Annotated in this window: 12 protein-coding genes; 4 read left to right on the forward strand and 8 right to left on the reverse strand. The window is 62.8% G+C overall.

Annotation, left to right across the window (positions count from 1 at the left end; genetic code table 11):
• Positions 1 to 1,032 (reverse strand): DUF2066 domain-containing protein, encoded by a 1,032-nt coding sequence (locus AC3RCP_RS23770; RefSeq protein ID WP_101338796.1) that lies wholly within the window; start codon positions 1,030 to 1,032, stop codon positions 1 to 3.
• Between the two features lie 386 nt (positions 1,033 to 1,418).
• Between AC3RCP_RS23770 and purM the strand changes: the two genes are divergently transcribed.
• From purM to AC3RCP_RS23790, 4 genes are all read left to right on the forward strand, one after another.
• Entirely contained in the window at positions 1,419 to 2,477 is a 1,059-nt protein-coding gene (gene purM / locus AC3RCP_RS23775; RefSeq protein ID WP_007927774.1) for a phosphoribosylformylglycinamidine cyclo-ligase, read from the forward strand.
• Positions 2,478 to 2,488: 11 nt separating this feature from the next.
• Positions 2,489 to 3,139 carry a phosphoribosylglycinamide formyltransferase gene (gene purN / locus AC3RCP_RS23780; RefSeq protein WP_101339476.1) on the forward strand — a complete coding sequence of 217 codons (651 nt, stop codon included), beginning with the start codon at positions 2,489 to 2,491 and terminating at the stop codon, positions 3,137 to 3,139.
• A gap of 8 nt (positions 3,140 to 3,147) precedes the next feature.
• Positions 3,148 to 3,861: a DUF3108 domain-containing protein gene (locus AC3RCP_RS23785; protein WP_007927772.1), complete on the forward strand. Its 714-nt coding sequence runs from the start codon at positions 3,148 to 3,150 to the stop codon at positions 3,859 to 3,861.
• A gap of 329 nt (positions 3,862 to 4,190) precedes the next feature.
• Positions 4,191 to 4,379: a hypothetical protein gene (locus AC3RCP_RS23790; protein ID WP_016702508.1), complete on the forward strand. Its 189-nt coding sequence runs from the start codon at positions 4,191 to 4,193 to the stop codon at positions 4,377 to 4,379.
• Between the two features lie 94 nt (positions 4,380 to 4,473).
• Here AC3RCP_RS23790 and AC3RCP_RS23795 read toward each other — a convergent pair whose 3' ends face one another.
• The 7 genes from AC3RCP_RS23795 to AC3RCP_RS23825 form a co-directional block, all read right to left on the reverse strand.
• Complete coding sequence (locus tag AC3RCP_RS23795) at positions 4,474 to 5,013, reverse strand: DUF2058 domain-containing protein (protein ID WP_007927770.1); 540 nt, start codon at positions 5,011 to 5,013, stop codon at positions 4,474 to 4,476.
• A gap of 27 nt (positions 5,014 to 5,040) precedes the next feature.
• Positions 5,041 to 5,874 (reverse strand): nucleoside triphosphate pyrophosphohydrolase, encoded by an 834-nt coding sequence (mazG, locus tag AC3RCP_RS23800; protein ID WP_053262260.1) that lies wholly within the window; start codon positions 5,872 to 5,874, stop codon positions 5,041 to 5,043.
• 112 nt (positions 5,875 to 5,986) lie between these two features.
• The gene (relA, locus tag AC3RCP_RS23805) at positions 5,987 to 8,230 is read right to left on the reverse strand and encodes a GTP diphosphokinase (protein ID WP_007927768.1); all 2,244 of its coding nucleotides are present in this window, start codon (positions 8,228 to 8,230) and stop codon (positions 5,987 to 5,989) included.
• Between the two features lie 120 nt (positions 8,231 to 8,350).
• Positions 8,351 to 9,703 (reverse strand): 23S rRNA (uracil(1939)-C(5))-methyltransferase RlmD, encoded by a 1,353-nt coding sequence (gene rlmD / locus AC3RCP_RS23810; protein WP_101338797.1) that lies wholly within the window; start codon positions 9,701 to 9,703, stop codon positions 8,351 to 8,353.
• The gene (gene cysM / locus AC3RCP_RS23815) at positions 9,703 to 10,605 is read right to left on the reverse strand and encodes a cysteine synthase CysM (RefSeq protein WP_053262263.1); all 903 of its coding nucleotides are present in this window, start codon (positions 10,603 to 10,605) and stop codon (positions 9,703 to 9,705) included. The genes rlmD and cysM overlap by 1 nt, the downstream gene beginning before the upstream one ends.
• 80 nt (positions 10,606 to 10,685) lie before the next feature.
• Positions 10,686 to 12,098 (reverse strand): histidine kinase sensor domain-containing protein, encoded by a 1,413-nt coding sequence (locus AC3RCP_RS23820; protein ID WP_492570851.1) that lies wholly within the window; start codon positions 12,096 to 12,098, stop codon positions 10,686 to 10,688.
• Entirely contained in the window at positions 12,085 to 12,807 is a 723-nt protein-coding gene (locus tag AC3RCP_RS23825; protein WP_101338799.1) for a response regulator transcription factor, read from the reverse strand. Before AC3RCP_RS23825 ends, AC3RCP_RS23820 begins: the two co-directional genes overlap by 14 nt.
• Positions 12,808 to 12,845: the final 38 nt, after the last annotated feature.

Raw genomic sequence — 12,845 nt, forward strand, 5'->3', positions numbered from 1 at the left:
CTACCAGCGAAACCGCAGCTGCGCGGCCGGCGAAGGCGCAGGTGTCGCGCCTTCGACAGTCGGGCGAACAGGCACAGCGCCCGCCGGGACTTCCTGCAACCGTGCCAGGCTCAGTTGCGCACGCAACTGCTCGGCGCTGCCGCTGACCCGGTACACCGAACGATCACCATCGACGCTCTGCAAACGCCCACCGAAGGGCTCGAGCAAACGGCCCAACGCCGCATAGCGCTCCAGGTTCATGCCCTGCACTTCCAGCAACTGCTCGCTGGATGCGCCCGGCTTGACCGCGAAACGCGGGGCCAGGCGCTGGCTGACCGCCAACAGCACGGCATCGGCCAAGGCCGGCACATCAGCTCCCTGGACGCTGCCCTGTTCCTTCTGGTCACCCAGCCACAGGCGCCATTTGGCCTGCCACTGACCGCCCTCTTCACTGGCATGCACCGCCAGCAGGGCGTCCGCGCCGTAACGCTCCGACGCGGCGCGCAATGGCGCCGGATCGGAACCTTCGAGATTCGGCGCCGTAGCGACAATCTGCTCATTCAGGTCACCCAGCGGCAAACGCAGCGGCAGGCCGCGATGCAGGGCAGCGCGGCGCAACGGCGTGGCGCTGGCCTGGCCATCGCCCACCAGGCTGGAACCTTCACTGGAGTCGGTCAGCCACCAGCCGAGAATCGACGGGCGATTACTGCCCCACAGCGACAGGCCAGCCTGGCGCAACGCCCGGTCGGTGCTGGCCGGGTCGAAGTCGACCTGCAGGCTTTCGGGAGGACCGGCGTCGTAGCCGTACTGGCTGATGATCTGCTGCGGGTCCTTGCGGATCGCCGCCAGTCCCGGGTTCTGCAGGGCCTTGCTATCGCCGGTCAGGCGCAATACCAGGGTTTCCAGGGCCCGCTGGGTGGCCTGATCGCGCTCGCCAGGGGCCTGGCTGCTGACCGGTTCGCGGACCTGATACAGGTTATTGAGGGTTTCGGCATGACTCGCCAGGCTGACCAATGACAAACAGCCCACAAAAAGAAATTTACACAAACGCATGGAGGATTCCCGACGACAAAAGGCGGCTGGAACAGACCGCATGAACAGGATTGACCCAGGCTGTGACCACAAAGTCTGGGCAAACATTCACCCGGTCGATGGAAGTTTTCGTGCTGTCATAACGATAGCGGGTACAAGGCTATACCTTATACAGCCCCGAGCGGCGCGATCGACACGCGCAATTGCGGTTTTTTTTAAGCGGATATGCCCTGCCCGTCGGCCCGAGGATGGCCGCTACACCTCAAGCCTGATAAAATCGCGCGCCTTCGCAGACCGGCAACAGCCGGGGTCGCTGAAATGATTGCGCGGCATTGCCGCCGCGACTGTTTCAATGGCCTCCCTGGACTCGGTCGATACCCCCTGAATCCCCCCTAAAGGCCTGGATCATGAGCAAGCAACCCTCCCTGAGCTACAAAGACGCCGGTGTAGACATCGACGCCGGTGAAGCATTGGTCGAACGCATCAAGAGCGTCGCCAAGCGCACTGCGCGCCCGGAAGTCATGGGCGGCCTGGGCGGTTTCGGCGCCCTCTGCGAAATCCCGGCCGGCTACAAGCAGCCAGTACTGGTCTCCGGTACCGACGGCGTGGGCACCAAGCTGCGCCTGGCACTGAACCTGAACAAACACGACAGCATCGGCCAGGACCTGGTCGCCATGTGCGTCAACGACCTGGTGGTCTGCGGTGCCGAGCCGCTGTTCTTCCTCGACTACTACGCCACCGGCAAACTGAACGTCGACGTTGCCGCCACCGTGGTTACCGGTATCGGTGCCGGCTGCGAACTGGCTGGCTGCTCCCTGGTCGGCGGTGAAACTGCTGAAATGCCCGGCATGTACGAAGGCGAAGACTACGACCTGGCCGGCTTCTGCGTCGGCGTGGTGGAAAAAGCCGAAATCATCGACGGTTCCAAGGTTGCCACCGGCGACGCCCTGCTCGCCCTGCCATCGTCCGGCCCGCACTCCAACGGCTACTCGCTGATCCGCAAGATCATCGAAGTCTCCGGTGCCGATATCGAAACCGTCCAGCTCGACGGCAAGCCGCTGACCGAACTGCTGATGGCCCCGACCCGCATCTACGTCAAGCCACTGCTCAAGCTGATCAAGGACACTGGCGCGGTCAAGGCCATGGCCCATATCACCGGCGGCGGCCTGCTGGACAACATCCCGCGTGTCCTGCCAAAAGGCGCCCAGGCCGTGGTCGACGTGGCCAGCTGGCAGCGCCCGGCGGTATTCGACTGGCTGCAAGAGAAAGGCAACGTCGACGAACACGAAATGCACCGCGTGCTGAACTGCGGTGTGGGCATGGTGATCTGCGTGGCTCAGGAGCATGTTGAAAGCGCCCTGAACGTCCTGCGCGAAGCCGGCGAACAACCTTGGGTCATTGGTCAGATCGCTAGCGCCGCCGAAGGCGCTGCCCAGGTCGAGCTGAAAAACCTCAAGGCACATTGATGCAAGAGCCGATGCCAGCCACCTGTGATGTAGTGGTGCTGTTGTCCGGTACCGGCAGCAACTTGCAGGCCCTGATCGACAGTACCCAGGGCGACGACAGCCCGGCACGCATCCGCGCGGTGATATCCAACCGCGCCGACGCCTACGGCCTGCAACGCGCCCAGGATGCGGGTATCGATACCCGCGCCCTCGATCACAAGGCATTCGAAGGCCGCGAGGCCTTCGATGCCGCACTGATCGAACTGATCGACGCCTTCCAGCCCAAGCTCGTGGTGCTTGCCGGATTCATGCGCATTCTCAGCGCGGACTTCGTGCGGCACTATCAGGGTCGCCTGCTCAATATCCATCCTTCGCTGCTACCCAAATACAAAGGGTTACACACTCATCAGCGAGCGCTGGAGGCCGGAGACACCGAGCACGGCTGCAGCGTGCACTTTGTGACAGAGGAACTCGATGGCGGACCACTGGTCGTACAGGCAGTGATCCCGGTAGAGTTGCACGACTCGCCGCAAAGCCTGGCGCAGCGGGTCCACGTCCAGGAACACCGGATTTACCCGATGGCCGTACGCTGGTTTGCCGAAGGTCGACTCACACTCGGCGAACAGGGTGCTTTACTGGATGGTCAGTTACTGGCCGCCAGTGGCCACTTGATTCGTAATTAGGAGATTTTATGCGTCGCGCCCTGCTCTTCGCTTGTGCTCTGCTCGCCCTGCCCTTCGCGCAGGCTGCGGACCTTCAACCCTTCTCCGCCAGCTATACCGCCGACTGGAAACAGCTGCCGATGAGCGGTACCGCCGAACGCAGCCTGGAAAAGAAAGGCGATGGCACCTGGAAGCTGAGCTTCAAGGCTTCGATGATGATCGCCAGCCTGACTGAAGAAAGCACCCTGACGCTCGACAAGGACACCCTGCTGCCGCAGTCCTATCACTTCGAGCGCGGCGGCCTCGGCAAAGCCAAGAAGGCCGACCTGGACTTCGACTGGAACGCCAAGATGGTCACCGGCACCGATCGCGGCGATGCGGTCAAGATCCCGCTCAATCGCGGCATGGTCGACAAATCCACCTACCAGCTCGCTCTGCAGCACGATGTAGCCGCCGGCAAGAAAAGCATGAGCTACCAGGTCGTCGATGATGGCGAAGTCGATACCTACGACTTCCGCGTCCTGGGCTCGGAAAAAGTCGACACCAAGGCCGGCCAGATCGATGCGATCAAGGTCGAGCGCGTGCGCGACCCGACACAAAGCAAACGCATCACCGTCATGTGGTTCGCCAAGGACTGGGATTACCTGCTGGTTCGCCTGCAACAGGTCGAAACCGACGGCAAGGAGTACAACATCATGCTCCTGAACGGCACCGTCAACGGCAAGACCGTCAAAGGCAGCTAAGCCGCACGACAATGAAAAAGCCCCGCCGATGCGGGGCTTTTTTTCGCCTGGTGTTTCCATTTAGCCGCTCAAGCACAGCCCTCCTGGCGACCCGGCAGGCTCTCTCGCCGGGCCAAAACACCCAGTACGACAGCCGCCCAACATGAAACTTTTGTCATAAAACTCCGGCCCCTGCGACCGAATGCCACAGTTTCCGCGGCCTGCGGGACTGTTTCGAAATCTGCAAAAGATTGTTGCATTTGAATGCAATTTACTTAGCCAGCTAACAAAATATATAACAGAGTCCTGCACACGCCTTGCTGCAGATCAATAGAGATTGGAGCTAGCAGATGACTGTAAAAGTAACTGAACGCGACGATTCACACATGTCCCATGAAGGCGTAGCCGCAGGTGTACGGATCTGGGACGTGCATCAACAAGACTTGCTGGTGGGAATGTTTCATTCCGAGAGCGATGCCCATAATTACAAGGCCGAACTGGAGAAGCTGGAGCAGAACCGCGCACCGCAAAGCTCCTGACCTCACAACGACTGCCGCGCCTGCCGCCACGCATCGGCAGGCGCTTCAGAAACAACAAACCCCGCTCATGGCGGGGTTTGTTGTTTCTGCGGGTTTACCACATCAGATCGTCAGGGATCTGGTAGGCCGCGTACGGATCGTCCTCGTCCGGCGCCTCGGTCGGCGTGTTGAGCTGAACGATGCGCCGTGGATCGCGCTCCTGGATCTTCAGCGCGGCTTCACGCGGGATGACCTCATAACCGCCGGCATGGTGCACGATGGCCAGCGAGCCGCTGCTCAGCTTGTTGCGCATCAGGGTGTTCACCGATAGGCGCTTGACCTTCTTGTCATCGACGAAGTTGTAGTAGTCCTCGGTGGTCAGCTTCGGCAGGCGCGACACTTCGATCAGTTGCTTGATCTGCGCGGCACGGGCCTTCTGCTCGGCCTTCTCCTGCTGCTGGCGGTTGAGTTCCTGGTCGCGCTTGACCTTCTCGGCCTGCGCCTCCTGGGCCAGGCGCGCCTGGGTATCGTCCGCCTCGACCTGGCCTTTATGGACCAGGCGTTGCTGCTTCTGTTTCTCTTTGCTGACCTGTTTGGCCTGCTTTTGGTTGACCAGCCCTGCTTTGAGCAACTGGTCGCGAAGGGAAAGGCTCATTGGTGCTCACTCACTTAGGCAACAGCCTCAGCCACAGCTGGGCAAATTCTTTTCCTGACGTTTGGCTTCGCCCCACAAGGCGTCCAACTCTTCGAGGGTGCAATCTTCCATGGGTCGGCGGGTATCGCGCAATGCCTGCTCGATAAATCGGAACCGTCGCTCGAACTTGGCATTGGCGCCACGCAGGGTGGTTTCCGGATCGACCTTCAGATGTCGGGCCAGGTTGACCACGGCGAACAGCAAGTCGCCCACCTCGTCGGCGATCGCCTGCGGGTCATTCTCGGACATGGCTTCGAGCACTTCATCGAGCTCTTCGCGGATCTTGTCCACCACCGGCAAGGCGTCCGGCCAGTCAAAACCGACCTGGGCCGCGCGTTTTTGCAGCTTGGCCGAACGGGACAGGGCCGGCAGCGCCGCGGGCACATCGTCGAGCAAGGACAACTGCAAAGGCTGCGCCGACTTCTCGGCACGCTCCTCGGCCTTGATCTCTTCCCAGCGCTGCTTGACCTGTTCTTCATCCAGCCGCGGAATATCCAGCGGCGCGTACAGGTCCCCGGTAGGGAATACATGGGGATGGCGACGGATCAGCTTGCGGGTGATGCTGTCGACCACGCCATCGAACTCGAAACGCCCCTCCTCCCGCGCCAGCTGGCTGTAATACACCACCTGGAACAGCAGATCGCCCAGCTCACCCTGCAAGTGCTCGAAATCGCCTCGTTCGATGGCATCGGCCACTTCGTAGGCTTCTTCCAGGGTGTGGGGGACGATGGTGGCGTAGCTCTGCTTGATATCCCAAGGGCAGCCGTACTGCGGGTCCCGCAGCCGCGCCATCAGGTGCAACAGGTCTTCAAGGCTGTACATCGCTCACTCTCATTGCCAAACCATGTTTTCTGTAGAAGCGAGGCTTGCCCGCGATAGCGGTATGTCAGACAAATCGCCATCGCGGGCAAGCCTCGCTCCTACGCTCCGACTTTCAAGGGGTACGGTTACGGCGGGTCTCGATGATGTTCGGCAACTGGGAAATACGCCCCAGCAACCGCCCCAACGCGTCCAGCCCCGGAATCTCGATGGTCAGGGACATCAGCGCGGTGTTGTCCTCCTTGTTCGAGCGGGTGTTGACCGCCAGCACGTTGATCCGCTCGTTGAGCAGCACCTGGGACACGTCACGCAGCAGGCCGGAGCGGTCGTAGGCGCGAATGATGATGTCCACCGGATAGGTTTGCACCGGCACCGGGCCCCAGCTGACCTGGATGATCCGCTCCGGCTCGCGGCCGGCCAGTTGCAGCACCGAGGCACAGTCCTGGCGGTGAATGCTCACCCCACGGCCCTGGGTGATGTAACCGACGATCGCATCCCCCGGCAGCGGCTGGCAGCAGCCGGCCATCTGGGTCAGCAGGTTGCCGACGCCCTGGATCTGGATGTCGCCGCGCTTGCCCGGCTTGTAGCCGGTGGCCTTGCGCGGGATCAGTTCCAGCTGTTCGTTGCCGCGTTCCGGCTCCACCAGTTGCTGAGCCAGGTTGACCAGTTGCGCCAGACGCAGGTCGCCCGCGCCCAGGGCGGCAAACATGTCCTCGGCGGTTTTCATGTTGGCCTTGTCGGCCAGCTTGTCGAAATCCACCTGCGGCAGGTCGAGGCGATTGAGTTCGCGTTCGAGCAGGGTCTTGCCCGCCGCCACGTTCTGATCGCGCGCCTGCAGCTTGAACCAGTGGACGATCTTCGCCCGCGCCCGCGAGGTGGTGACATACCCCAGGTTCGGGTTCAGCCAGTCGCGGCTCGGCGTGCCGTGCTTGCTGGTGATGATCTCGACCTGCTCGCCGGTCTGCAGGCTGTAGTTGAGCGGTACGATGCGCCCGTTGATCTTCGCGCCCCGGCAGTTGTGACCGATCTCGGTGTGCACACGGTAGGCGAAGTCCAGCGGGGTCGCGCCTTTCGGCAAGTCGATGGCGTGGCCGTCGGGGGTGAAGATATAGACCCGGTCCGGCTCGATATCCACCCGCAGTTGCTCGGCCAGGCCGCCGATATCCCCCAGTTCCTCATGCCACTCGAGCACCTGACGCAGCCAGGAGATTTTCTCTTCGTAGTGGTTGGAACCGGATTTGACGTCGGTGCCCTTGTAGCGCCAGTGGGCGCAGACCCCCAGCTCGGCCTCTTCGTGCATCGCGTGGGTACGGATCTGCACTTCCAGGACCTTGCCCTCAGGGCCGATGACCGCCGTGTGCAGCGAGCGGTAACCGTTCTCCTTGGGGTTGGCGATGTAGTCGTCGAACTCTTTCGGAATGTGCCGCCACAGGGTGTGGACGATCCCCAGCGCGGTGTAGCAGTCGCGCATTTCCGGGACCAGCACGCGCACCGCGCGCACATCGTAGATCTGGCTGAACTCAAGGCCCTTGCGCTGCATTTTGCGCCAGATCGAATAGATGTGTTTGGCCCGGCCGCTGATGTCGGCGTCGACGCCGGTGGCCCGCAGTTCGTTCTGCAGCTGGTTCATCACGTCGGAGATGAAACGCTCGCGATCAAGGCGCCGCTCGTGCAGCAACTTGGCGATCTGCTTGTACTGCTCAGGCTCCAGGTAGCGGAAGGACAGGTCCTCCAGCTCCCATTTGATATGGCCGATACCGAGGCGATGCGCCAGCGGTGCATAGATGTCGAAGACTTCCCGGGCGACCCGGTTGCGCTTCTCGTCGTCGGCGTTTTTCACCGCCCTGATCGCGCAGGTCCGCTCGGCCAGCTTGATCAGCGCCACGCGCACGTCATCGACCATCGCCACCAGCATCTTGCGCAGGTTTTCCACCTGGGCCTGGGTGCCGAGCACGAGGGATTGGCGGGGGCTGAGGCTGGCGCTGATCGCCGCCATGCGCAGCACGCCGTCGATCAGTTTGGCCACCACCGGGCCGAAGCGCTGGCTGACGGCCGGCAGCGGGATCTGGCCTTCCCGGACGCCACGGTAAAGCACCGCGGCCACCAGCGAATCCTGATCCAGCTTGAGGTCGGCGAGGATCTCCGCGATCTCCAGGCCAGTGCTGAAACTCGACATGTCCTCGCCGCTGAGATTCTTCGCCGCGATGTGTTGTTGCTCTGCCTCACGAGCGAACTCGCAGGCTTCTTTCAAGGCTTCACGGTCCAGCGCCATGTCGACGCTGACCGCATGATCGAGCCACGCCTCGAGATTGATACTGCCGTCGGTGTTGATCGGCTGGTGCGCTCTCACCTGTACCATCTTGCTTTACCTTCCCTACGACGCACATTCAATGCGTCAAATCGCTGACCTTCACTGCCAGTATTTCCTCGCTGGGCCGGCGAGTGCTGCCTGACGGGCCAACGGATTAGACGAGCCATCCTAGCTCGCTTCAAATAACGCCATGGCCTCGACATGTGCCGTCTGAGGAAACATATCGAGGATCCCGGCACGTTTTAACCGGTAGCCCTGTCTGACCAGTTCGACTGTGTCACGCGCCAGAGTGGCAGGGTTGCATGACACATAAACCAGGCGCTTGGCGCCCAGGCTCGCAAGCTTGCGTACCACCTCGAAAGCACCGTCCCGAGGTGGGTCCAAGAGTACCGCAGAAAAGCCTTCGCGGGCCCACTCGGCATCGCTCAGGGGCTGCGATAAATCGGCCTGAAAAAACCGGGTGTTATGCAAATTGTTGCTAGCGGCATTCTGCGCAGCACGCGCGACCATGGTCGCCACCCCTTCGACCGCCACCACTTCCCGAACGTTCTGCGCCAGCGGCAAGGCAAAGTTGCCCAAGCCGCAAAACAGGTCCAGCACGCGTTCGTCGGCCTGTGGCGCCAGCCACTCCAGGGCCTGGGCCACCATCGCCTCGTTGACCCCGGCGTTGACCTGGACAAAGTCTCCCGGCCGATAAGCCAGCTGCAGATTCCAGGGCTCCAGGCGATAGCCCAGGGCCTGGTCCGGGTCCACCGGTTGCGGCTCGCCTTCGCCATGCAGCCACAACTGGGCCTCATGGAATGCGCAGAACGCCTGGAGAATCTCCAGGTCGGCCGCGGACAACGGCGCCATATGGCGCAGCAGCACGGCAATCGCCGAACCGCTGAACAATTCCACATGCCCCAGTGCCTGCGGTTTGCTCAGGCGCTGCAGCATGGCCGGCAAGCGGCTCATGATCGGTTGCAAGGGCTGTACCAGCACCGGGCATTCGTCGATGGCGACGATGTCCTGGCTGCCGGCGGCGCGAAAACCCACTTCGAGCTTTTTCGCCTTGGCGTCCCAGCGCACCGCGACCCGAGCCCGGCGCCGGTAGCCGAACTCCGGACCGCTCAAGGGCGCCGCCCACACCTCTGGCTCGACACCGGCGACCCGCGATAGCTGCTCGGCGAGCATGCGCTGTTTCAGGGCAAGCTGTTCGTCATGGGGCAGATGCTGCACGCTGCAGCCACCGCAACGGCCGGCATGGGCACATGGCGCCGGGCGCCGCAACTCGCTGGCGCTGAACACCCGCTCGGTACGGGCCTCCACCACTTTGCCGTGGGCGCCCAACACGCGCGCCTCGACCTCTTCGCCCGCCAATGCGCCAGCGACGAACCAGGTACGTCCTTCAAGGAAGGCAATGCCGCGACCATCGTTGGCCAGACGCTCGATGGTCAGGCGCTGTTTTTTCCCGACGGGTATCTGCGCAGCGCGGCTGCCGCCCGAAGGCTGGAAGCGCAGGCCTCTGACTGGCTTAGCCATCAGTTGGGCGCATCGAAGATGCCGGTCGACAGGTAACGGTCGCCACGGTCACAGATGATCGCGACAATCACCGCGTTTTCGACTTCGCGGGACAGGCGCAACATCGCCGCCACCGCACCGCCCGAGGACACGCCGCAGAAGATGCCTTCTTCGCGGGCCAGGCGCCGGGTCACCTCTTCGGCTTCGCTTTGCGCCATGTCGACGATGCGATCGACGCGACTGGCCTGGTAGATCTTCGGCAGGTATTCCTGCGGCCAGCGGCGAATGCCGGGAATGGCCGAGCCTTCCATCGGTTGCAGGCCGATGATCTGCACGTTCGGGTTCTGTTCCTTCAGATAACGCGAGGTGCCCATGATGGTGCCAGTGGTACCCATGGAGCTGACGAAATGGGTGATGGTGCCCTCGGTCTGCCGCCAGATTTCCGGGCCGGTGCCGGTGTAGTGCGCCTCCGGGTTGTCACCGTTGGCGAACTGGTCGAGCACCTTGCCACGACCTTCGGCCTGCATCTTTTCGGCCAGGTCGCGCGCGCCTTCCATGCCCTCTTCCTGGCTGACCAGGATCAGTTCGGCGCCATAGGCGGTCATCGCCGCCTTGCGCTCGGCACTGGAGTTGTCGGGCATGATCAGGATCATCTTGTAGCCCTTGATCGCCGCGGCCATGGCCAGGGCAATCCCGGTGTTGCCCGAGGTCGCTTCGATCAGCGTATCGCCGGGGTGAATCTGCCCACGCAGCTCGGCGCGAGTGATCATCGACAGCGCCGGGCGGTCCTTGACCGAACCCGCCGGGTTATTGCCCTCGAGCTTGAGCAGCAGGGTGTTGCTGGTGACGCCAGGCAGGCGCTGCAAACGGACCAGCGGGGTGTTGCCGACGCAATCGGCGATGGTGGGGTACTGCAAGGTCATGGCGTATTCGCAATCCGGACTGCGGGGGCGACTATCATACCGGCAAACGTTCGCAGGCCATATCACGCAAAGTGAGGGTCTTATGGCTTAACGATATAAGGCAGCGAATCAGCCTCGGGCGAAGGCGCGTCCATCACAACCGTAGCCCGCAGGCGCATGTTCAAACGCAGCCCACGCCCGGTATTTTCCGCCCACAGCTGGCCGCCCTGACGCTGCACGGCGTTGCGCGCAATACTCAACCCCAGGCCAAAACCGCCATGGCCCGGGCGCGAGCCGTCGAGGCGGATAAAGGGATCGAAGATCCGCTGCAGATCGGCGTCGGCCACGCCAGGCCCTTCATCCTCCAGCCACAGCAACCAATGCTCGCCCTGGCGCTGGCCGTCCAGCAGCACACGACCGCCCGCGGGCGAATGACGAATGGCATTGCGCAGAATGTTTTCCAAGGCCTGGGCCAAGGTATTCAGATTGCCCCGGACCCAGCACGAGGCGTCCAGCGCGCAATGCAGTTGCGTGGCGGACCAGGCGCTTTCGAAGCAGGCGTTTTCCGTGAGCATTTCCCACAGGGCCTGGATCTGGATGTCTTCCTCGGCCAGCGGTGCCCGCTCGGTGTCGAGCCAGGCCAGTTGCAAGGTGTCGTCCACCAGCCGCTGCATGCCATCGACTTCCCGCGCCAGCCGCTCGCGCAGTGCTGGCAGGCTCTGCTCGCCGTCACAGGCGACCCGCAGGCGACTCAGGGGCGTGCGCAATTCATGGGAAAGATCGCGCAGCAATTGTTGCTGCAAGGCCACGGTGCCCTGCAGGCGCTCGGACATCTGGTCGAACGCCCGGCCCAGTTCACCCAACTCGTCCTGGCGACTGGTGGTCTGGCTCGACAGCCGCGCATTCAGTTGATCGGCGCGCCAGGCGTTGGCCTGTTCGCGCAGCTGATTCAGCGGCACCACCAGCAGTCGATACAGCCCGACACACAGCAGCAGGGTGAACAGGCCAGGAATCACGCCATTGGTCAGCACCCGCCAGAACACCCGGTAGCGCCCGGGCATGAAGCGCTGGGGCAGTTCGATCACCAGGCTGCCGGCGGACGGGTCGTTGGGAAACGCAATCTTCAGCCAGGGCAAGCCACGGGTATGCCGGCTGACCGGCCAATCCAGGCCGCGCAGGAACGTCAGGTGCTGGCTCTCGGCTTCGCTCAGCGGATAACTGCTCAGCGATTGCAGGTCGCGGCCGATGACCCCGACCCAATGGCGCTCGCGCTCGGCCATACCCTGCAGCCAGGCATCGACCCCGGCGCTCTGCCCCTGGTTCCAGGCCCGTTCGGCTTCGGCGGCGTAGCCGGTCAGCGTGCCGCGGGCCTCGTCGGAAAGGAACAGGTTCTTCTGTTCCATGTAGCGGCCCCAGGACCAGCTCAGCCAGATCATCAGCAGGCAGAACGCGACCAACAGGCAGGCCAGCTTCCAGAACAGCGAATGCCTGCCGGGCAGCTCAGGCCATTTCATCGACGGCACTCAGCACATAGCCCTTGCCCCAGACCGTGCGCACTTCCCGCGCGACATAACCGATGGCCTTGAGTTTGCGGCGGATCTGGCTGATGTGCATGTCCAGGCTGCGATCATGGGGCGCATAGCCGCGCTGCAGCACATGCTGATAAAGGAAGGGTTTGCTCAGGACCTCGTCGCCGTTGCGGTTGAGCGTCTCCAGCAGGCGGTATTCGCTGCGGGTCAGCCCGGCCCACTGTTGCCCGTAATGCACGTCGCACAGCTCGTCGTCGAAACGCAGGCCCTGGGCTTCCTGCCTGAGCGGCGCCGGGGCCGGCCGGCGATCCAGGGCCACGCGCCGCAGGATGGCTTCGATCCGTACCCGCAGCTCGGCCATGCTGAAGGGCTTGGGCAGATAATCGTCGGCCCCCAGGCGAAAACCGCTGATGCGATCGGCCTCGGCCCCCAGCGCCGACATCAGCAGCACCGGCGTGGAATGGCTCTGGCGAAAATGGGTGAGCACCGTCAGCCCGTCCATCCCCGGCAGCAGGATGTCCATCAGCACCACATCGAAAGGTTGCTGGCGAGCCATCGTCAGGCCTTCCTGGCCGTTCTGGCACCAGGTGACATCAAACCCACAACGGCCCAATTGCTCATGCACATAGGCACCGAGCACCAGGTCGTCTTCGATACTCAGGATCCGGGGATGGCCGACAGATACGGGATTCATTAGCTTCTGCAAGTAATTCTCAGTTGGGCGATTATTCA

The organism is Pseudomonas sp. GW822-FHT05A08 (assembly GCF_058800485.1).

What these genes read in the sequence shown, in the direction of transcription:
- AC3RCP_RS23770 (WP_101338796.1), bottom strand. Translation starts at nt 1,032, where the DNA reads ATGCGTTTGTGTAAATTTCTTTTTGTGGGCTGTTTGTCATTGGTCAGC.
- purM (WP_007927774.1), top strand. Translation starts at nt 1,419, where the DNA reads ATGAGCAAGCAACCCTCCCTGAGCTACAAAGACGCCGGTGTAGACATC.
- purN (WP_101339476.1), top strand. Translation starts at nt 2,489, where the DNA reads ATGCCAGCCACCTGTGATGTAGTGGTGCTGTTGTCCGGTACCGGCAGC.
- AC3RCP_RS23785 (WP_007927772.1), top strand. Translation starts at nt 3,148, where the DNA reads ATGCGTCGCGCCCTGCTCTTCGCTTGTGCTCTGCTCGCCCTGCCCTTC.
- AC3RCP_RS23790 (WP_016702508.1), top strand. Translation starts at nt 4,191, where the DNA reads ATGACTGTAAAAGTAACTGAACGCGACGATTCACACATGTCCCATGAA.
- AC3RCP_RS23795 (WP_007927770.1), bottom strand. Translation starts at nt 5,013, where the DNA reads ATGAGCCTTTCCCTTCGCGACCAGTTGCTCAAAGCAGGGCTGGTCAAC.
- mazG (WP_053262260.1), bottom strand. Translation starts at nt 5,874, where the DNA reads ATGTACAGCCTTGAAGACCTGTTGCACCTGATGGCGCGGCTGCGGGAC.
- relA (WP_007927768.1), bottom strand. Translation starts at nt 8,230, where the DNA reads ATGGTACAGGTGAGAGCGCACCAGCCGATCAACACCGACGGCAGTATC.
- rlmD (WP_101338797.1), bottom strand. Translation starts at nt 9,703, where the DNA reads ATGGCTAAGCCAGTCAGAGGCCTGCGCTTCCAGCCTTCGGGCGGCAGC.
- cysM (WP_053262263.1), bottom strand. Translation starts at nt 10,605, where the DNA reads ATGACCTTGCAGTACCCCACCATCGCCGATTGCGTCGGCAACACCCCG.
- AC3RCP_RS23820 (WP_492570851.1), bottom strand. Translation starts at nt 12,098, where the DNA reads ATGAAATGGCCTGAGCTGCCCGGCAGGCATTCGCTGTTCTGGAAGCTG.
- AC3RCP_RS23825 (WP_101338799.1), bottom strand. Translation starts at nt 12,807, where the DNA reads ATGAATCCCGTATCTGTCGGCCATCCCCGGATCCTGAGTATCGAAGAC.